Source organism: Tepidiphilus thermophilus (assembly GCF_001418245.1).
GTDB classification, from domain to species: domain Bacteria; phylum Pseudomonadota; class Gammaproteobacteria; order Burkholderiales; family Rhodocyclaceae; genus Tepidiphilus; species Tepidiphilus succinatimandens.
In genome coordinates this window covers 269,179-288,665 of sequence record NZ_LIPU01000002.1, presented here as the reverse complement: position 1 = coordinate 288,665, position 19,487 = coordinate 269,179, and the positions used below count along the sequence as shown (strand labels likewise).

The 19,487-nt window shown below is 67.3% G+C and carries 21 protein-coding genes; 13 read left to right on the top strand and 8 right to left on the bottom strand.

Going from position 1 to position 19,487, the window contains the following annotated elements; translation table 11 throughout:
- The first annotated feature begins 102 nt into the window (after positions 1–102).
- The 3 genes from ASC37_RS03115 to ASC37_RS03105 are packed head-to-tail and all read left to right on the top strand — an operon-like array spanning position 103 to position 3,219.
- A complete protein-coding gene (locus ASC37_RS03115; RefSeq protein ID WP_055422968.1) occupies positions 103–429 on the top strand; it encodes a chaperone modulator CbpM in 327 nt (108 codons plus the stop codon).
- An 11-nt stretch (positions 430–440) separates the two neighbouring features.
- A complete protein-coding gene (gene ftsH, locus ASC37_RS03110; protein ID WP_082438346.1) occupies positions 441–2,405 on the top strand; it encodes an ATP-dependent zinc metalloprotease FtsH in 1,965 nt (654 codons plus the stop codon).
- On the top strand, positions 2,398–3,219 hold the full coding sequence (locus tag ASC37_RS03105; protein WP_055422967.1) for a helical backbone metal receptor: 822 nt from the start codon (positions 2,398–2,400) through the stop codon (positions 3,217–3,219). Before ftsH ends, ASC37_RS03105 begins: the two co-directional genes overlap by 8 nt.
- 45 nt (positions 3,220–3,264) lie before the next feature.
- Here ASC37_RS03105 and ASC37_RS03100 read toward each other — a convergent pair whose 3' ends face one another.
- The 8 genes from ASC37_RS03100 to radC form a co-directional block, all read right to left on the bottom strand.
- Complete coding sequence (locus ASC37_RS03100) at positions 3,265–4,416, bottom strand: porin (RefSeq protein WP_055422966.1); 1,152 nt, start codon at positions 4,414–4,416, stop codon at positions 3,265–3,267.
- Between the two features lie 68 nt (positions 4,417–4,484).
- Positions 4,485–4,952 (bottom strand): ferritin-like domain-containing protein, encoded by a 468-nt coding sequence (locus tag ASC37_RS03095; protein WP_055422965.1) that lies wholly within the window; start codon positions 4,950–4,952, stop codon positions 4,485–4,487.
- 36 nt (positions 4,953–4,988) lie between these two features.
- Positions 4,989–6,269, bottom strand: a complete 1,281-nt coding sequence (locus ASC37_RS03090) for a DUF2325 domain-containing protein (RefSeq protein WP_055422964.1) — start codon at positions 6,267–6,269, stop codon at positions 4,989–4,991.
- A 201-nt stretch (positions 6,270–6,470) separates the two neighbouring features.
- Positions 6,471–6,710: a FeoC-like transcriptional regulator gene (locus tag ASC37_RS03085; RefSeq protein ID WP_055422963.1), complete on the bottom strand. Its 240-nt coding sequence runs from the start codon at positions 6,708–6,710 to the stop codon at positions 6,471–6,473.
- Positions 6,707–9,031 carry a Fe(2+) transporter permease subunit FeoB gene (feoB, locus tag ASC37_RS03080; protein ID WP_055422962.1) on the bottom strand — a complete coding sequence of 775 codons (2,325 nt, stop codon included), beginning with the start codon at positions 9,029–9,031 and terminating at the stop codon, positions 6,707–6,709. Before feoB ends, ASC37_RS03085 begins: the two co-directional genes overlap by 4 nt.
- On the bottom strand, positions 9,028–9,258 hold the full coding sequence (locus ASC37_RS03075) for a FeoA family protein (RefSeq protein ID WP_055422986.1): 231 nt from the start codon (positions 9,256–9,258) through the stop codon (positions 9,028–9,030). The genes feoB and ASC37_RS03075 overlap by 4 nt, the downstream gene beginning before the upstream one ends.
- Positions 9,245–9,523: a FeoA family protein gene (locus ASC37_RS03070; RefSeq protein WP_051240675.1), complete on the bottom strand. Its 279-nt coding sequence runs from the start codon at positions 9,521–9,523 to the stop codon at positions 9,245–9,247. Before ASC37_RS03070 ends, ASC37_RS03075 begins: the two co-directional genes overlap by 14 nt.
- 152 nt (positions 9,524–9,675) lie before the next feature.
- Positions 9,676–10,350, bottom strand: a complete 675-nt coding sequence (gene radC / locus ASC37_RS03065; protein WP_028874549.1) for a RadC family protein — start codon at positions 10,348–10,350, stop codon at positions 9,676–9,678.
- Positions 10,351–10,429: 79 nt separating this feature from the next.
- Between radC and coaBC the strand changes: the two genes are divergently transcribed.
- The 10 genes from coaBC (at position 10,430) to ASC37_RS03015 (ending at position 19,458) form a co-directional block, all read left to right on the top strand.
- Complete coding sequence (gene coaBC, locus ASC37_RS03060; protein ID WP_037989611.1) at positions 10,430–11,671, top strand: bifunctional phosphopantothenoylcysteine decarboxylase/phosphopantothenate--cysteine ligase CoaBC; 1,242 nt, start codon at positions 10,430–10,432, stop codon at positions 11,669–11,671.
- A 26-nt stretch (positions 11,672–11,697) separates the two neighbouring features.
- Positions 11,698–12,144 carry a dUTP diphosphatase gene (gene dut, locus ASC37_RS03055; protein ID WP_028874547.1) on the top strand — a complete coding sequence of 149 codons (447 nt, stop codon included), beginning with the start codon at positions 11,698–11,700 and terminating at the stop codon, positions 12,142–12,144.
- Positions 12,141–12,584, top strand: coding sequence for an NUDIX domain-containing protein (locus ASC37_RS03050; RefSeq protein ID WP_269745010.1), 444 nt, complete (start codon positions 12,141–12,143; stop codon positions 12,582–12,584). Before dut ends, ASC37_RS03050 begins: the two co-directional genes overlap by 4 nt.
- Before the next feature lie 169 nt (positions 12,585–12,753).
- Positions 12,754–13,671, top strand: coding sequence for a glycine--tRNA ligase subunit alpha (gene glyQ / locus ASC37_RS03045; RefSeq protein ID WP_055422961.1), 918 nt, complete (start codon positions 12,754–12,756; stop codon positions 13,669–13,671).
- Between the two features lie 3 nt (positions 13,672–13,674).
- Complete coding sequence (glyS, locus tag ASC37_RS03040) at positions 13,675–15,789, top strand: glycine--tRNA ligase subunit beta (protein WP_055422960.1); 2,115 nt, start codon at positions 13,675–13,677, stop codon at positions 15,787–15,789.
- Positions 15,790–15,800: 11 nt separating this feature from the next.
- Positions 15,801–16,340, top strand: a complete 540-nt coding sequence (gene gmhB / locus ASC37_RS03035; RefSeq protein ID WP_028874543.1) for a D-glycero-beta-D-manno-heptose 1,7-bisphosphate 7-phosphatase — start codon at positions 15,801–15,803, stop codon at positions 16,338–16,340.
- Positions 16,337–17,110, top strand: a complete 774-nt coding sequence (locus ASC37_RS03030; RefSeq protein ID WP_055422959.1) for a lysophospholipid acyltransferase family protein — start codon at positions 16,337–16,339, stop codon at positions 17,108–17,110. The genes gmhB and ASC37_RS03030 overlap by 4 nt, the downstream gene beginning before the upstream one ends.
- On the top strand, positions 17,107–17,805 hold the full coding sequence (locus tag ASC37_RS03025; protein WP_055422958.1) for a TetR/AcrR family transcriptional regulator: 699 nt from the start codon (positions 17,107–17,109) through the stop codon (positions 17,803–17,805). Before ASC37_RS03030 ends, ASC37_RS03025 begins: the two co-directional genes overlap by 4 nt.
- A 52-nt stretch (positions 17,806–17,857) precedes the next feature.
- On the top strand, positions 17,858–18,655 hold the full coding sequence (locus ASC37_RS03020) for an enoyl-CoA hydratase (protein WP_055422957.1): 798 nt from the start codon (positions 17,858–17,860) through the stop codon (positions 18,653–18,655).
- On the top strand, positions 18,649–19,458 hold the full coding sequence (locus tag ASC37_RS03015) for a TatD family hydrolase (protein ID WP_055422956.1): 810 nt from the start codon (positions 18,649–18,651) through the stop codon (positions 19,456–19,458). The genes ASC37_RS03020 and ASC37_RS03015 overlap by 7 nt, the downstream gene beginning before the upstream one ends.
- Positions 19,459–19,487: the final 29 nt, after the last annotated feature.

Here is a 19,487-nt window from a genome sequence, read left to right as displayed (position 1 = left end):
GAAAGTCACGCCTGTCAGGCACGAGCACGGTCATCGAGACGGCTCGGGGCAGGAAGAAAACCGTGCGCACTTTTGCGTACGTTTTTGAGAGCAGATGCGGCGATGAAGACGGCGATCGTGGTGCATTGCGAATGGCTGGGCGGCGAGCGCTGGCTCACGCTCGAAGAGTTGGCGCAGGCGGCAGGCGCCTCGCCTTCCTTCGTGCGCACCCTATGGGAGGAGGGTTTGATCGAGGCCGGGCAGGTCGAGGCCGGGGCGCCGCGCTTCGAGGGCGTGGCCTTGGAGCGGGTGCGCCGCATGCGCCGCCTGATGCGTGATTTCGAAGCGAGTTTCACCGCGGCGGCGATGATGATGGAGCTCATCGACGAGATCGAGCGGCTGCGGCGGCTACTCGAACGCGCCGGTATTCCCTGGCGCGACGAACCCTGAAGGGGAAGGGCATGAACGAAGAGCAATTGCGCAAGTGGAACGTCGGCTACTGGCTCATTGCCATCGCCCTGCTGCTTTTTTTGCAGAGCCAGTGGCAGGCGGCCAATACCGTAGAGACGGTGTCCTACCCGGAATTCGAGCAGGCGCTCGCCGAGGGGCGCGTGGCCGAGGTGATCATCGGCGACCGGGTGATCACCGGCCGCCTCAAGACGCCGGACGGCAGGAAGGTCGCCATCGCCACGGCGCGGGTCGAGCCGGATCTGGCCGCGCGGCTCGACCGCTACAACGTTCCCTATACCCGCGTCATCGAAAACACGTTCTTCCGCGATCTCCTCTCGTGGGTGGTCCCGGTGCTCGTCTTTTTCGCGCTGTGGTACTACGTGTTCCGGCGCGTGATCGAGAAGCAGGGCATGGGCGGGTTCATGTCGATCGGCAAGAGCCGCGCCAAGGTCTATGTCGAGCAGGATACCGGGGTCACGTTCGACGACGTGGCCGGCGTCGATGAGGCCAAAGCCGAACTCAAGGAGGTGGTGGAATTCCTGAAAGATCCGGCGCGCTACGGCCGGCTCGGGGCCCGCATGCCCAAGGGCGTGCTGCTCGTAGGACCTCCGGGCACCGGCAAGACGATGCTCGCCAAGGCGGTGGCAGGGGAGGCGAAAGTGCCGTTCTTCTCCATCACCGGTTCGGAATTCGTGGAGATGTTCGTCGGCGTGGGCGCGGCGCGGGTGCGCGACTTGTTCGAGCAGGCACGGAAGCACGCCCCGTGCATCATCTTCATCGACGAGATCGACGCGCTGGGGCGCGCCCGCGGGGCCTATCCGGGCTTCGGTGGGCACGACGAGAAAGAGCAGACGCTCAACCAGCTGCTCGCCGAGATGGACGGGTTCGATTCCTCGACCGGCATCGTGGTGCTGGCGGCCACCAACCGCCCAGAGATCCTCGATCCGGCGCTGCTGAGGCCCGGGCGCTTCGACCGGCAGATCCTGGTCGATCGGCCCGACAAGAACGGGCGGTTGCAGATCCTGAAGGTGCACGTCAAGAAGATTCGCCTGGCGCCGGAAGTCGACCTCGAGCAGATCGCAGCCATGACCACCGGTTTCAGCGGGGCGGATCTGGCCAACCTCGTCAATGAAGCGGCCATCGTCGCCACCCGCCGCGGAGCCGACGCCGTGGCCCAGTCCGATTTCACCGCCGCCTTCGAGCGCATCGTCGCCGGCCTGGAGAAGAAGACCCGGGTGCTGAGCGAGCGCGAGCGCCGGGTGGTGGCCTATCACGAGATCGGGCACGCGCTGGTGGCGCGCGCGCTGCCGGGAGCCGATCCGGTGCACAAGATCTCCATCGTGCCGCGGGGCATCGGTGCGCTCGGCTACACCCTGCAGCGTCCCTCCGAGGATCGCTACCTCATGACCCGCGAGGAGCTGCGCCACAAGATCATGGTGCTGCTCGGCGGGCGCGCCGCCGAGGTGCTCGTCTTCAATCGCCTTTCCACCGGCGCGGCCGACGATCTGATGCGGGCGACCCAGATCGCGCGCGACATGGTGACGCGCTACGGCATGGATGACGAGCTGGGCTTCGTGGTATTCGAGCAGAGCCGTCCGCGCTTCCTCGACGCGCAGGTTCCCATGCCGGGCGAGACCTTGGGGGTGTCGGAATCGCTGCACGAGCGCATCGATGCGGCGGTGCAGCGCATCGTCATGGAAGCCTTCGAATGCACCCTCGCCGTGCTCCGCGAGAACCGCGACCAGCTCGAGGCGGCGGCCCGGGAGTTGCTCGCCAAGGAAACCCTGGAGGAAGAGGACGTGGCGCGTCTGCTCTCCGGCTTGCGCCGACCGCCCTGCGTCGGGGAGATCGACGTCGGCGACGCCGCTGCGGCGGCAGGAGAATCCTCGACTTCGGCGGCCGCCTTGGCAGGCGGTCGACAGGGCGAAGAGGGCACGGTCGGAACCTCCCCGACGGGAGCTCCGCGAGATGGCTGAGGCCTTGTGGTACGACGCGCTCGGGGTGCCGCATCGCCGCGTCACGGGCACGCCGCGCATCGTCTCGCTGGTGCCTTCGCTCACCGAGACGCTCTTCGCTTTCAGTTTGGGCGAGGCGGTGGTGGGGCGCACCGGTTTTTGCGTCCATCCCGCCGAGGTGAAGGGGGTGCCGAAGGTGGGAGGGACCAAGGACGTGCGGCTCGAGCGCCTCTTCGCCCTCGAGCCGACGCACGTCATCGCCAACGTCGACGAGAACCGGCGCGAACAGGTCGAGGCGATCGCCGCGGCCGGCATCGAGGTGATCGTCACCCACCCCTGCCGCCTGGAAGACAACGTCGCGCTCTTTCGCCTGCTCGGCGGGGTGTTCGACCGCGAGGAGGCGGCGGACTACGCCGTGCAGGCCTTCGAATCGGTGCTGGAACTCGCGCGCACGATCGCCGCCTCCCTGCCGCCGGAGCGCGTGCTCTATCCGATCTGGCGCGGGCCGTGGATGACGGTGGCCCGCAGTACCTGGATCTCCGCCATGCTGGAAGCCGTCGGCTGGCAGACCTGGCCCGCGATCGAGGAACCCCGTTATCCCGTGATCGACGAAGAATCCGTCCACCGGGCGGGCATTGCACGGGTGCTGCTGCCTTCCGAACCCTATCGCTTCGGCGAGGAGCACGCCGAGGAGGCACGTCGCCTGCTCGGTGCGGACGTGCCGGTGACGCTCGTCGACGGCGAAATGGTGTCGTGGTACGGCACCCGCGCCATCTCGGGTCTGTGCTACCTCGCCGCCCTGCGTCGGGATCTGGCCGAAGCGCTTTCTGCCTGATGCCTTTGCCGGAAAGGGTATCCCGGGGGCGAGACCCTGTCGGGCTCAGAAGCGATGGTTCAGGCCGAGGTAGAAGAGGCTGGTATCGTCCACCTCGCCGTCGGCTTTGTGGCCATTGTCGTCCTGGCCGAGGGCGGTGGCCTGATCCCAGCGCAGATCGTCGTGGTCGACCCAGGTGTAGGCGGCGTAGACGGTGGTTCGCTTGGAGAGCGGATGCAGATACGCCGCGCCCAGCGACTTGGGCTTGACGCTGCCGCCCTCGCCCATGATGGGATTGCCGCCGTCGAGCTTGGCCTGGCCATAGGCGAGGTTGAACGTGTCTTCGCCCACGACGGGGATGATGAGGCCGATCTGCCAGAGATCGACGTCGAACCCGCTGGCACCGAGCACGTCACGACCCTGCTGCCAGGAGCCGGCAAGGGTGGCAAAGCCGAAGTCGTAGGCTGCGCCCAGCATCCAGTCTTTCTGCGTCTCGTCTTCGCCGGAAGAGGCCTCGAGCCAACCGCCGTCGTAGTGCGCCTTGTATTTGACGGCCTGGTAGATGGCGCCGATTTTCAAGGGGCCGTTCTCGTAGCGCAGGCCGAGGCCGTACTTGTCGTCGTCGGTGCGCGAGGCGCCGTGTGCCTGGTCCGTCTCGAGGTTGCCGGCCGAGTAGATGGCGCTCACGCCGACGGTCTCGAATTCGCCGGTGTAACCGACGGAGTTGTTCCAGCGTGCCGGGGCGTTGGGGGTGATCGTGAGGTTGGCCAGCTGCGAGAGCCAGTTCTGCGGGCTGGGCGTCATGCCTTGCAAGGCGTCGTAGGGGTCGGTGAAATACCCGGGGGCATATTGGCGCCCCAGGGCGATCTGGCCGAAGGCGCCTTTGAGGCCGACGTAGGCTTGCTGGGTGAAGGTTTCGCTGCCGGAGTTGGACGAGGAATCTTCCTCGCTCATGCAGCAGGATTTGCCGCTGTCGATGCTGAAGCCTTCCTCGAGGACGAAGACGGCTTTCAGGCCGGCTCCGAGTTCCTCTTCGCCGCGAAGACCGAAGAAGCTGTTGCCGATACCCCCGTCGTCGATGCCGGCGGTGCTGTCACCCATCACCTTGCCGTATTTGAAGAAGGCGTCGGCCGAGCCGTAGAGTTGCACGCCCGATTGGGCGAGCGCCGGCAGGCAGAAGAGACTGGTGAGCGAGAGGGCGAGCGTTTTTTTGTACATCGTTTTTTCCTCGGGGCTGATGAAGGATGGAAAACCGAGTCGTGTGTTGCTCACGACCCGGACAGGGGTCAATCGCGGAAAGGAGCGAGCTCGCCGGGGCGGCGCAACATCTTGTTGACTTCGTCGAAGTGCATTTCTTCCTCGACGATCATCTCTCGGGCGAATTCTTCGAGCAGAACGGATTTCCCTTGGGTGATTTTCAACAGATCATGATAACCCTGGAGCGCCAGGCGTTCATGCTCGAGGCTTTCCCGCAGGATTTCCTCGATGTCATGACGTTGTGTTTCTAGGAGGGTGCCGATCTTGAGCGAGGGGTGCCCGCCAAGCAGCGTGATCAGCTCTCCGACCCGTTGCGCGTGATCGAGCCCGTCTTTGGCGTTGTCTTTGAGCCAAGAGACAATAGGGATGCGATTATACCCGTAGACCATGAGCGAATAATGCGTGTAGCGCACGACGCCGGCGAGCTCGACCTCGAGCACACGGTTGAGGGCTTCGATGGCGGCCCGGCGGTCGGCTTCGGATAGGGTATCTATCATGATTTCGTCCTTGATGGATGGATGAGAAATGTCGATTCAATGAGGATTCGCGTCTTCCGTGGCGTTTTTTGCGGCTTCGTTCTCCTCGAGTCGGGGGAAGAGGGTGCGGGCAAGCGCAGAGACGCTGGGGTTGTCGACGAAGACGCAGCGTTTCCCCGTGCGTTTGCAGTGGTCCTTGACCCGCCAGTAGGCTTTGTGGCTGATGCATCCCGTCTGGCAAATGACGAGATCGGCTGCGGCGAGGTTGGCATCGAGCTGTCCGAGGTTGTCTTCCAGACCGCCATCGTGATGAACGAAGCGCCCGCCTATGCGTTCGATGATGCTGCGATAATCGGTGACGTTTCCGCTGCGTCCGCCTACGCAGAGGATGGTCTTGTCCTGTAGCTGCGGCTCGGCGGCGACGTGGGGCGAGGGTTGCCCGGCAGACGGACACGCTTCTGCACAGGTCGGCGCTTTGCTCCTGTGCTGCCGTGATGCGGCGAGTTCGGCCTGGGCCCGGCTGAGTTCTTGGCGCAGTGCGGCCAGTTGCTGCTCGAGCGCCTTGGTATGGGCTTTTTCCGCGTTGAGTTTGCGCTTGAGTTGCAGCCGGGGTTCGAGCTCGGGCAGCGTTTCGCGCACTTCCGCCAAGTCGCTGCGCAGGCACGCGATGGTGGTGTCGCGGCACAGCAGGGCGGCGCGCGCTTGCATCAGCTCTTGTCGGAGTCGTTCGAGTTCCTGGGTCTTCTCCGTCACGAGACGGGTACACCGTTCTTGCACTTTGCCGAGTTCGCGCAGCAGGGTGGCATTTTCCTGCATGAGCGCTTCGAAGCGGCTTCGCTCGACGCGGGTGGTGGCGCCGGCCTGGTGTTGCAGCATGTGCATCTCGCGACACAAGGCGAGTTCGAGCACGGGGGTGCAGCGCGGATGGGTGAGGGTGGCCCAGAAGGGACCGGCCACGTCTCCCTCGTCGACTGCTTCCTGCCACAGGGATTCGAGTGCTTCGCTCGTCTTGGCTGCCTTGTAGCGGCGGATCACGGTGGCGTAACGCCGATCGAGTTCTTCTTGCAGCAGCTCGGAGAGCCGGTTGCGACGGGTGCAGGCATTGACGGCACCGACGTGCAGATCGTAATCCCCCAGCGGGGCTGTCTGGCTGAGCGCCTTGCCGACCAGTTTGCGCAGCAGCGGCAGCGGCAGGCAGACGCCGATCACGGGGCAGTGGCTTTCCCGCGACAATTCCCATAGCCGGCGCCGACGGGACCCGAGGCGGGAGAAGAGCGAGGGAGGTGGGGGCTCGAGGGTGAGCGCAGGCGTAGTCGTGGCGAAGGCGGTCTCGCACATGGCTTCATTCTCCTTGCGGCTGAAAACGGATATCGGATGCTGTTAAACGAATAGATAGTGCTATTGTAAACGATAACCATTTTCATTTGCAAGAACTATCGGGACTCCGCACCAAGAATTTGCTCCAGAGGAGCCGCGATTCAGCGCCCAAAAACTGGGTACTCCGCTTCTTACGGGGATATGAAGGAAGAGTTGCGGGGTTCAGGAGATACTACCAGAGGGTTCGATCCACTCGTAGATCTGCAGGCGTTTCGGGTCGCAGGCGCAGCAGCTCTTGCCGCAGGAGGAGCCGGCGGGAAGGCGCCGCACGCGGCCCTTGCGCTCGAGCGTGGCGAGCATGGCTTCGAGCGCCTCGGGGGCGGCCTGCAGTGCCGTGGCCAGATCGTCGAGGCTGGCGCGCCGCTGCTGGCGCAGGGTGTCGCTGAGGCGGGAGAGGATCATGCGGAACCCCCTTGGCGGACTGTCTTGGTGCCTCCGGCTGCCGCCGGGGAGAGGAATGCGCCGCCGCTGCGGCGCATGAGGAGATAGGCGAGGGCGAAGAACGCGGCGATGCCTGCGATCCACGCGGTCGAGGCGAGCGGCGCGCGGCTGAAGGTGGCCGCCTGATAGAAAAGCGTCGCTGTGGCCCAGGCGATGCCCGTCGTCCAGGCGACGACGAAGAGCGTCCAGCGCCGGCCGGATTCCTGGTAAACCGCAGCAGTGGCGGCGGTGCAGGGGGTGTAGAGCAGGATGAAGAGCAGGTAGGCAAGCGCTCCGACCGCGCCGTCGAAGCGCGCGGCCATGGCGCCGAAGGCGGCCTGCGAGACTTCCTCGTTTCCTTCTTCGGCCTGCCGCAGCCCCAACGGATCGGCCCAGGCGCCGAGCGCATCGGCGAGATTCTGCGGAATGGTGGCGAACGCCGCCGCAACCGCTTCGCCTAGAGAAAACGCGGCTTCCTCTTCTTGCGCCGCGCCGGCGTCTTCGGCGGCGAGCGCCGTATAGGTGGCGTTCAAGGTACCGATCACGGCTTCCTTGGCGAGCACGCCGGTGAAGATGCCCACCGTGGCGGGCCAGTTCTCTTCGGTGAGTCCCATGGGGGCGAAGACGGGGGAGAGGGTGCGGCCGACGGCGGCGAGCACGGACTTGTCGCTGTGCTCGTTGCCGTAGCTGCCGTCGGTGCCGATCGCGTTGAGGAAGTTGATGACCACGACCATGGGGACGATGAGCCGGCCGGCGCGCACGATGAAGGTCTTGAGGCGCTCCCAGGTGTGCAGCAGCACGCCGCGCGCGGTGGGCAGGTGGTAGGGCGGCAGCTCCATGATGAAAGGCGTGGCCTCGCCCTTGAGCAGGGTGTTTTTGAGGATGAGCCCGGTGAGCACCGCCACGGCGATGCCGATGAGGTAGAGGGCGAAGATGACGTTCTCGCCGCCCGTGGGGAAGAAGGCGGCGGCGAAGAGTGCATAGACGGGCAGGCGCGCGCCGCAGGACATGAAGGGGGCCATGGCGATCGTCATGAGGCGGTCGCGGCGGTGCTCCAGGGTGCGCGTGGCCATGATGGCCGGGACGTTGCAGCCGAAGCCGACGATGAGCGGCACGAAGCTCTTGCCCGGCAGCCCTACCCAGCGCATGAATCGGTCCATGACGAAGGCGGCGCGCGCCATGTAGCCCGAATCTTCGAGCATTGAGAGGAAAAGGTAGAGGAAGCCGATCACCGGGATGAAGGTGGCCACCGTCTGGATGCCACCGCCCACGCCGTGGGCGAGCAGCCCGGTGAGCCAGTCGGGCGAGCCGATGGCGTTGAGCGCCTCGGCGAAGCCATCGACGAAGATCGCCCCGGCGAGCTGGTCGAAGAAATCGATGAAGGCCCCGCCCACGCGGATCGTGAAGAGGAACATCAGGTACATCGCCACAAGGAAGATGGGGATTCCCAGGGCGCGGTTGAGCACGACGCGGTCGATCCGCTCGGTGAGGTCGGCCGGGGCTTGGCCGGCAACGTGCACGGCGTGATGCACGATGTCGTTGGCGAGGCTATAGCGGGCGTCTGCCACGAGGATGTCGAGTTCGCCGCCGAAACGCTCGGCAAGGGCTTGGGCGCGCCGGGCGAGGGGTTCGTCGACGCTCGCGCGCGCGAGCGCGTCGCCCTCGAGCAGCCGCACGGCGAGCCAGCGCGGGGACCAGCCTTTCTGCGCGGCGATCGGTTCGAGCTCGGGCACGAGTTCGGCGAGCGCCGTTTCCACTTCCTCCCCATAGGGAACGGCGCGCGGCTGGGGGGCGGTGACGATGGCTTGCCGGATCGCCGCCTTGAGCTCGGCGATGCCCCGGTTCTCGCTGGCGACGATCGGGACTACGGGGCAGCCGAGCCGCTCACTAAGCGCCGCCACGTCGATCTTCATGCCTTTCTTCTCGGCGACGTCGACCATGTTGAGCGCGACGAGCAGCGGCACCTGCATCTCCGCCAGCTGCAGCGTGAGGTAGAGATTGCGCTCGAGGTTGGCGGCGTCGACGACGTTGACCACGAGGTCGGCCTCGCCCGAGAGGACGTAATCGCGGGCGATGCGCTCGTCGAGCGAGATGTCTTCGCCCACGACGTCGAGCGAATAGGTGCCGGGTAGGTCGACCACCTCGACTTCATCGCCTTCGAAACGGTACTCGCCGGTCTTTTTCTCGACGGTGACGCCGGGCCAGTTGCCCACGCGCTGCTTGGCGCCGGTGAGCGCGTTGAAGAGCGTGGTCTTGCCGCAGTTGGGGTTGCCGACGAGGGCGATGGTGTAGGCGTTTTTCATTGGATTTTTTCCACCTCCACGGCGGCGGCTTCGCCCTTGCGCAGCGACAGGGAAAAGCCGCGGGTGCGGATCTCGAGCGGATCGCCCATGGGGGCAATGCGGGTGACGACGAGCTCGGCCCCGGGCGTGAGGCCCATCGCGAGCAGCTTGCGGCGGTAGGATTCGCCGCCGGGCGCATAGCCGGTGACGCGGGCGCGCTCGCCCACGGCGAGGTCACGCAGCAGCATGGGCATCGCGTTCCGCCACGAGGGATTCATGCACCAGGATCTTGTGCGCCATGCCGCCGCCGAGTGCGAAGCGCGTCTCGCCGCGCTTGACGACGAATTTTCCGCCCTCGCGTTGCTGCAAGGTGATCTCGCAGCCGACGTTCAAGCCGAGTTCGGTGAGACGGCGCGTGAATTCGGCGCCGCCGTGGAGCGCGGCGATGCGCAGGCGGCAACCGAGCGGGGCCACGGGAAGGGGAAAGGCTTTGGCGGCGGACTCAGGAACCATGGCAAGACTCCGGGTAGCGATGGGCAAATTCGATCGGTTGGATAGGCCTGATTGATTATAGTTCTCATTTACTGGCGTAGCAAGGGCTTTTTTTAAAATTTTGCACCGGATTTTTCTTTTTGCTGCAGTGGACTTGGCGGCTCGTTCCGGGTTCAGAGCATACCGAGTTGCGCGAGCGAGACGACGTTACCTGCCGTGACGATGAAATGGTCGAGCAGGCGTACGTCGATGAGCGCCAGCGCCTCGCGCAGCGTGCGGGTAAGTGCGGCATCGGCGCGGCTCGGCTCGGCGGCGCCGCTGGGGTGGTTGTGCGCGACGATGACGGCGCTTGCGTTGGCGTGGAGCGCCAGCTTGACGAGTTCGCGCGGGTGGACGGCCGTCTGGTCGACGGTGCCGCGAAAGAGTTCGTGGGCGGCGAGCAGGCGGTGGCGGTTGTCGAGCAGCAGGGCGTAAAAGACTTCGTGCTCCAGCCCGGCGAGCCGCAGGCGCAGCCAATCCTTGACGCTCTCGGGATCGGAGAGAAGGTCGGCTTCGCGGGCGGTTTCGGCCAGCGCCCGGCGGGCGAGCTCGAAGGCGGCCTGGAGCTGCGCGTATTTGGCCAGGCCCACGCCATGCACGGCGGCGAAGGCTTTGGGCTGGGCGGAGACGAGCGCGCGCACGCCACCGAAGTGTGTGAGTAGGTCGCGCGCGAGATCGACGGCGCTCTTGCCTCGCACGCCGACCCGGAGGAAAATCGCCAGGAGCTCGGCGTCCGAGAGGGCTGAGGCGCCGCGTTCGAGCAGTTTCTCGCGAGGGCGTTCCTGTTCTGGCCAGTCGGTGATGGGCATGGGGCGCCTGCGCAGCGAACGAGACGAGATGCATTTTCCATGAAGTGCGCCCCGGGCGCAACGGGGAAGAGGAGAGAAGATGGAGCGCAATGAAAGCGGGGCGCCGCCCTTTCTGTTCGGTCGGCGGATCGTGCTGGGCGTGACGGGGGGGGTGGCGGCCTACAAGGCGGCCGAACTCGTGCGCCGGCTCGTCAAGGCCGGAGCGCAGGTCGACGTGGTGCTCACGCCGGGCGGGGCGCATTTCGTCACGCCCACCACCTTCCAGGCGCTCTCGGGGCGGCCGGTGTGGTGCGACCCTTGGGACGAGCGACGCGCCAACGCCATGGCGCACATCGATCTCACGCGCGGGGCGGACCTGCTGCTGGTGGCGCCCTGCACGGCCGATGCCATGGCGCGCTTCGCCCAGGGGCAGGCCGACGATCTGTTGGCGACGCTCGCGCTGGCGCGCGCCTGCCCGATGGCCGTGGCGCCGGCGATGAACCGCCAGATGTGGCTGCATCCGGCCACGCAGCGCAACCGGGAACGGCTCGTCGCCGACGGCGTGCTCGTCTGGGGGCCCGCCGAGGGCGAACAGGCCTGCGGCGAGACCGGTCCCGGGCGCATGATCGAGCCCGAGGAGATCGTGGCGCGGCTGGAAGCGTTTTTCGCGCCGAAGTGGTTCTCCGGGCATGCGGTGCTGGTCACGGCCGGGCCGACCTACGAGCCGCTCGACCCGGTGCGCGTGCTCACCAACCTCAGTTCCGGCAAGATGGGCTATGCGCTGGCGCAGGCGTTCGCGCAGGCCGGCGCCGCGGTGACGCTCGTCTCCGGCCCCGTGAGCCTGCCCACGCCCTTGGGCGTGACGCGGGTGGACGTGACCACCGCCGAGCAGATGCGCGCGGCGGTGCTGGAGCGCGTCCCGGGGCATCGCATCTTCGCCTCGGTGGCGGCGGTGGCCGACTATCGGCCGGCGCGCGTCTCGCCGCAAAAGATCAAGAAGGGGGCGGAACGGCTCACGCTGGAGCTGGTGCGCAATCCCGACATCCTCGCCGAGGTGGCGGCGCTGCCCGAGCCGCCCTGGTGCATCGGGTTCGCCGCCGAGAGCGAGAATCTGGACGAATACGCCGAGCGCAAGCGCCGGGAAAAAGGGCTGCAGCTGGTGGTCGGGAACCTCGTGCAGGAGGCGATGGGGCGCGACGAGAACACCGTCGTGCTCTACGACGAGAACGGCCGCATTCCCTTGCCGACTGCGGACAAGGTCCAGGTTGCCTGGGGCATCGTGCGGCACGTGGCGCAGCGCCTTGGCTTGATCGACACGGCCGTGGAACGGGGGGATCTATGAGCGCTCCGACGCAGGGTAATGACGAAGTGACGGTGCAGGTGCGCTTTCTCGACGAGCGCATCGCGGCCCGCCCGCCGCAGTACGCCACGCCGGGTGCCGCGGGAATGGACCTGCGCGCGGCGATCGCGGCTCCGTTCGAGCTCGAGCCCGGTGCCACGGCGCTCGTGCCCACCGGCATCGCGCTCCATCTGGCCGATCCGGGCCTTGCGGCCCTCATCCTGCCGCGCTCGGGGTTGGGACACAAGCACGGCATCGTGCTGGGCAACCTCGTCGGGCTCATCGATTCGGACTATCAGGGAGAGATCCTCGTGTCGCTGTGGAATCGCGGCGATGAGGCGTTCGTGGTCGAGCCGCTCGCGCGTATCGCCCAGCTGGTGATCGTGCCGGTGATCCATGCGCGTCTCGTCGCGGTGGAGTCGTTCGACCCGAGCGAGCGGGGCGCGGGCGGATTCGGCAGCACGGGGCACGCTTGAGCGCCACGCCAGTGCGGTTCGCCATCCCCACCGCGGTGCAGGTACGGCTCTTCGACGAGCAGGGCCGGGTGCTTTTCCTGCGCCGCGCCGGTACGGGCTTTTTCGACGGGTTCTGGAGCCTGCCGGGCGGGCACGTGGAAAACGGCGAGAGCCTGCGGCAGGCCGCGGTGCGCGAGCTCGCCGAGGAGCTGGGCATCGAGGTGGCGCAGGAGGCGCTCACGCCGGTGGCGGTGGTGCATCGCGCATCCGACACCAACCGCATCGAGTTCCTCTTCGAGGCACGTCGCTGGCAGGGGGAAGCGCGCATCGCCGAGCCGCACCGCTGCGACGGATTGTGTTGGGCCGATCCAGCGCGGCCGCCCCAGCCCTTCGCGCCCTACCTCGCGGCGGTGTGGTCGCGGTTGGGGCAGACGTGGTTGCTCGAGGTAGGATGGGACTGACGCCCGGTGAGAGGCGGTTTCTGGCGTGCCGCGCATTCCCTTTTCCTCTTTTGCCGCAAGCTGCGGCGGGGGCTTTCGATGGCGCCGCGGCCTGCAGTTCTGCTGGCGCCGCGCCGCGTTAGCCCGTAAAATGGCGCCTTTGCGCCGCCATCGAGCATCCGGACGGACTATGAGCGAAGAAAAACCCACGTTTCAGGACCTCATCCTGCGCCTGCAGCGCTACTGGGCCGAGCTGGGCTGCGTGCTGCTGCAGCCCTACGACCTCGAAGTGGGCGCGGGAACCTCGCATACCGCCACTTTCCTGCGGGCCATCGGCCCCGAGCCGTGGAACGCCGCCTACGTGCAGCCCTCGCGCCGGCCCAAGGACGGGCGCTATGGGGAGAACCCCAACCGGCTGCAGCACTACTACCAGTTCCAGGTGGTGCTGAAACCCTCGCCGCTCGACATCCAGGATCGCTACCTCGCCAGCCTCGTGGCGCTGGGGATCGACCCGCGCGAGCACGACGTGCGCTTCGTCGAGGACGACTGGGAGAACCCCACGCTCGGCGCCTGGGGCCTGGGCTGGGAGGTGTGGCTCGACGGCATGGAAGTGACGCAATTCACCTACTTCCAGCAGGTCGGCGGCTTGGACTGCGGGCCGGTGCTGGGCGAGATCACCTACGGGCTCGAGCGCCTGGCGATGTACCTGCAGGGCGTGGAGAACGTCTACGACCTCGTCTGGACGCGCACGGGCGACGGCCGGGTGGTCACCTACGGCGACGTCTTCCACCAGAACGAGGTGGAGCAATCGAAGTACAACTTCGAATATTCCAACGTGCCCCTGCTCTTCGAACTTTTCGGGCATTTCGAGCTTGAAGCCAAGCGGCTGATCGAGGCGGCGCTGGTGCTGCCCGCCTATGAGATGGTGCTCAAGGCTGCGCACACCTTCAACCTGCTCGATGCGCGCGGGGCGATCTCCGTGACCGAGCGCGCCGCCTACATCGGGCGCATCCGGGCGCTCGCCCGCGCGGTGGCGCAGGCTTATCTCGCCAGCCGCGAGGCGCTGGGCTTTCCCATGCTCGCCGCGGCCGCAAAGAAAGGAGCCTGAGTCATGAGTGAACGGGAAACCCTGCTGGTCGAACTCGTCACCGAGGAACTGCCGCCCAAGGCGCTGCCGCGGCTGGGCGAAGCCTTCGGGCGCGGTGTGCTCGAGCGCCTACAGGCGCGGCGCCTGGTCGATGCCGACGCGCCCTGGCGCTGGTTCGCCAGCCCCCGGCGGCTGGCGGTGCAGGTGAGCGGCGTGCGCGAGCGTGCGCCCGATCAGGCCAAAGAAGAACGCCTCATGCCCGTGGCGGTGGCGTTCGATGCCGCCGGCAAGCCCACGGCGGCGCTGGAAAAGCGCCTCGCCGCCAAGGGGCTCACGCTGCAGAACGCCAAGCTCGAGCGCCGCATCGAGGGCAAGCAGGAAATGCTCTACCTGCACACGGTGGAAGCAGGGGCGCGGCTCGACGAGGCGCTCGCCGTGCTCGTGGCCGAGGCGATCCGCGCCTTGCCCATCCCCAAGCTCATGCGCTGGGGCTCGGGCGAGGCGCAGTTCGTGCGCCCGGTGCATCGCCTGGTGCTGCTGCACGGCGCACGGGTGGTGCCGGGGCGAGTGCTCGACCTGGACTCGGGCCGCGAGACCCTGGGGCATCGCTTCATGAGCCGCGGTGCGATCGAGCTCGCCCATGCCGAGGCCTATGAGCCGACGCTGCGCGCCGAGGGCAAGGTCATCGCCGACTTCGCCGAGCGGCGCGCCGAGATCGAACGCCAGCTGCAGGAAAAGGCCGCCGCCGAAGGGGACGTTCTGGGCGAGCATGCGGCGCTGCTCGACGAAGTAACCGCCCTCGTCGAGCATCCCACCGTCTATGTCGGGCGCTTCGAGGAGGAATTCCTCGCCGTGCCGCCCGAGTGCCTCATCCTGACGATGCAGGCGAACCAGAAGTATTTTCCCTTGTTCGATGCGCAGGGGCGGCTGACGAACCGCTTCCTCATCGTTTCGAACATGCACCTGCCCGAGCCCAAGAGCCGCAACATCGTCGAGGGCAACCAGCGGGTGGTGCGCCCGCGCCTGGCCGATGCGCGCTTCTTCTACGAGCAGGACCGCAAGGAACGGCTGGAATCGCGCCTGCCGCGGCTGGATGCCATCGTCTATCACAACCGCATCGGCACCCTGGGCGAGCGCGTGGCGCGGCTGGAATCGCTCTCAGGCTGGCTCGCCGAGCGGCTGGCCGCCGACGTGGCGCTCGCGCGGCGTGCGGCAAGGTTGGCGAAGTGCGACCTCGTCACCCAGATGGTGGGTGAGTTCCCCGAGCTGCAGGGCGTGATGGGGCGCTACTATGCGCTCGCCGACGGGGAGCCGGAAGCGGTGGCCGAGGCGATCGAGGATCACTACAAGCCGCGCTTTGCCGGCGACACGCTGCCGCGCCGGCTCACGGGGAAAATCGTGGCGCTCGCCGAGCGGCTCGACGCGCTCGCCGGGCTCTTTGCCATCGGCGAGATCCCCACCGGCGAGAAAGATCCCTATGGTCTGCGCCGCGCCGCGCTGGGGGTGCTGCGCATCGCCGTCGAGACGCCGCTGCCGCTCGAGCTCGACGCGGCGATCGAGCGCGCGCTCGCCGAGCAGCCCCCGGCGGTGCGTGCCCAGGCTCCGGCCGATACCGTCGAGAAACTGCGCCGCTTCTTCGACGAGCGTCTGCGCCATTGGCTGCGCGAGGCGGGGCATGCGCTCGATGCGATCGATGCAGTGCTCGCGCTGCGCCCGGGCCGCATCGACACGGTGCCGGCGCGGCTCGAGGCGGTGGCCGCTTTCCTCGAGGCGCCGGAAGCGCCCACGCTCGCCGCGGCCAACAAGCGCATCGCCAACCTGCTCAGGAAAGCGGGCGAAGAGGGCGCGGCGCACGTCGACGTGGCCCTCTTTGCCGAACCCGAGGAGAAGGCGCTCTTCGAGAAGATGCACGCCGTGGCGCCTTACGTCGCCTCGCATCTGGAAAACGAGGCCTACGCCCAGGCGCTCAGCACGCTGGTGGCGCTCGCCGCGCCGGTGGATGCCTTCTTCGATCGCGTGATGGTGCTGTGCGACGAGCCGCTCTTGCGCGCCAACCGTCTGGCGCTGCTGCGCGAGCTGTGGCGGCTCATGAACCAGGTGGCCGACCTGTCGGTACTCGCGCGCGAGGCCGGCGCCTGAGGGGGGCAGCGATGAAACTCATCGTGCTGGATCGCGACGGGGTGATCAACGAGCATTCCGAGCAGTTCGTCAAGAGTCCGGAGGAATGGATCCCCATTCCCGGTTCGCTCGAGGCGATCGCCCAGCTCACCCAGTGGGGCTGGCGCGTGGTGATCGCCACCAACCAGTCGGCGATCGGTCGCGGCCTCATCGGCATGGATACCCTCAACGCGATCCACGAGACCATGCTGCGGCGCCTGGCCGAAGTGGGCGGGCGCATCCACGCCATCTTCTTCTGCCCGCACGCCGAAGTGGAGAACTGCGCCTGCCGCAAACCCAAGCCGGGGATGCTGCTCGAGATCGGGCAGCGCTTCGGCGTGGATCTGTCGCAGGTGCCGGCGGTGGGCGACGGCATCCGCGACATCCAGGCGGCGGTTGCCGCCGGCTGCCGCCCGTGGCTGGTGCTCACCGGCAAAGGGCGGCAGACGTTGGCAAGCGGTCTGCTGCCGGAGAACGTGACCATCGCCGAAGATCTGGCCGAAGTCGCCCGCCGGCTCACGGAGTCGCCATGAGCCCCCGCCGCGCCCCGCTCTCGGCCTGGATCCGCTCGATCCTCTTCGTCGTGCTCATGACGCTCGTGACGGTGCCCTATTCGCTGGTGACGGTCGCCGTGCGTCCCTTGCCGCCGCTGCCGCGCCATCGCATCGTCAGTTTCTGGGCGAAGATCACCGCCTTCCTCATCTGGCACGTGCTCGGCATCCGCTGGCGGGTGGAGGGGAGGGAGAATATCCCGGCGCGGCCCTGCGTCTTTCTCGCCAAGCACCAGTCGGCCTGGGAGACGCTGGTGCTGGAGGCGATCCTGCCGCGGCTCGTCTTCGTGCTGAAAAAGGAGCTGCTGCGCATCCCCTTCATCGGCTGGGGACTGGCGAGCTGCTCGATGATCGCCATCGACCGCAACGACCGGCGCGGCGCGCTGCAGCAGGTGATCGAGCAGGGCAAGGAGCGGCTCGCGCAGGGCTTCTCGGTGCTCATCTTCCCCGAAGGCACCCGGGTGGCGCCGGGGCACACGAGGCGCTATCTCGCTGGCGGCGCGGCGCTTGCCGTGTCGGCGGGCGTGCCGGTGGTGCCGATCGCGCACAACGCCGGTGAATTCTGGCCCAAGGGGGCCTTCGTCAAGATCCCGGGTGAAGTGCTGGTGTCGATCGGACCGCCGATCGATCCCCAGGGAAAGAGCGTCGACGAGGTCAATCGCCTGGCGGCACAGTGGATCGAGGCCGAGATGCGGCGCCGCTTCCCTTGGCATTATGGCGACGGCGACGTGACGGCGGGGGTGCGAGCGTGAGCGAGAAAAAGGAAAGGAAACCCCCGCGTCCGGTCTGCGGTGCCGAGACGCGGGAGAAAATCCTCGATGCGGCCGAGGCGCTCTTTGCCGAGCACGGCTTCGAAGGCGCTTCCATGCGCATGATCACCGCCCGGGCCGGGGTCAACCTCGCGGCGGTCAATTATCACTTCGGATCCAAAGAGAACCTGCTGCGCGAGATCTTCCGCCGGCGTCTGGCCGAGATCACGGAGGAGCGACGACGCCGCCTGGCGCAGCTTCAGCGCGACGCCGAGGCGCTGGGAAAGGCGGTGCGACCCAGTCGCATCGTCGAAGCCTTCTTCGCCCCATTGCTGGAACTGGCCCGCACGGAAGGAGGGCGGCGCTTTCTCCAGCTCCTGGGCCGGACGATGACCGATCCGAGCGCCTTCGTGCGGCACGTGCTCGCCAAGGAGTACGGCGACGTCACCGACGAATACCTCGAGGCGCTCTACCGCTCCCTGCCGGGCGTGCCGCACGCGGAGATCTTCTGGCGTTTCCACTTCATGCTGGGCGCCGTCTCCTACGCCATCGCCGGCGCCGGGGGGCTGCAGCAGCTTGCCGGAGAATCCTTCGACGATCACGATCCGGCCAAGCTCGAAGCGCGGCTCATGAGTTTCCTTTTGGGGGGATTGCGCGCACCGTTGCCGGATTTTGCGGCACAAGCGCACGCCGGCTGAGCTTGGCGTATCATGAACGGGCCGTGATCCATTCCCCAGAGGAGACCCGAACATGGACCAATCCCAGACGACCGCCGCCGAGCCCCTGGTGCACACCAAGCTCGAAGACGGCGTGCTCACCCTCACCCTGAACCGGCCGCAGCAGTACAACGCGCTCTCCTGGGCGATGCTGGAAGCCTTGCGCGAGGCGCTGAGCTCGGCGCAGGATCCGGCCGTGCGCGTGGTCGTGCTCGCCGGCGCCGGCAAAGCCTTCTGCGCCGGGCACGACCTCAAGGAGATGCGGGCCAACTGCACGCTGGATTTCCAGCGCCGGCTCTTCGCATTGTGCTCCGAGGTGATGCTCTCCCTCATCAGATTACCGGTGCCGGTGATCGCGCGCGTGCATGGCATTGCCACGGCCGCCGGTTGCCAGCTCGTGGGCATGTGCGACCTTGCCGTGGCGAGTAGTCAGGCGCGCTTCGCCGTCTCCGGCATCAACGTCGGGCTGTTCTGTTCGACTCCCTCCGTGGCCCTGTCCCGCAACATGGGGCGCAAGGAGGCGTTCGAAATGTTGGTCACGGGGGAATTCATCGACGCCGAGGAGGCGCGCCGCCGCGGCCTCGTCAATCGCGTCGTCGCCCCGGAGGCGCTCGATGAGGAGGTGGAGCGGCTCGCCGCCGCGATCAAGGCCAAATCCCCCGTGGCGGTGCGCATGGGCAAGGAGCTTTTCTACCGTCAGCTGGAGATGGGGATCGAGGCGGCCTACCAGCTTGCCGGCGAGGTGATGGCCTGCAACATGATGGCCGAGGACGCCGCCGAAGGGATAGACGCCTTCATCGAGAAACGTCCGCCGCAGTGGCGCGGATGCTGATCGACACCCACCTGCACTGGGACGCCGAAGAATACGACGCCGATCGCGAGGATCTGCTCGCGGCAGCGCGCGCGGCCGGTATCGGCCTTTTCGTCGTGCCCGGCGTGGTGCCCGGGCTTTTCGCCCGGCAGGCGGAAAAATGCCGGGACGTGCCCGAAGCGCGGCTCGCCTGGGGCGTGCACCCGCTCTACGTACACGAGGTGCAGCGCCACGCCGAGGCGCTTGCCGGAGCCAAGCCGGATGGGCCGGGCGCCTGCGCCGCGGCGATGGCGCAGCTGGAATCCTGGATCGCGGCGCACCCGACGGTGGCGATCGGCGAGATCGGGCTCGACCGCTTCGTCGCTTCCCCTTCGCTCGAAGCGCAGCGGCCCTGGTTCGAGGCCCAGCTGCGGCTGGCACAGCAACTCGGTCTGCCGGTGATCCTGCACGTGCGCCGAGCCGTCGAGGACGTGCTCCAGAGCCTGGCGAAGCACCGCGTGGCTGGCGGCATCCTGCACGCTTTCAATGGCTCCTTCGCCCAGGCGGAACGGGCGCTGCGCCTGGGATTTGCTTTGGGATTCGGCGGCACGATGAGCTACGAAGGGTCGCGCCACGTCCGCCGGCTCGCCGCCGAGCTTCCCTGGGAGGCGATCGTGCTCGAGACCGACGGGCCGGACATCCCGCCCGTCTGGGCGCAGGACCGGCGCACCGTGCCGGCGGATCTGGCGCGCTACGCCGAGATCCTCGCGGAGCTGCGCGGCTGCACGGTTGCTGAAGTGATCGAGCGCACGGGCGAGAACGCGCGCCGCGTGCTTCGGCTGTGACATGCTCCGGTCGTCTTGTTCCGTCGTCG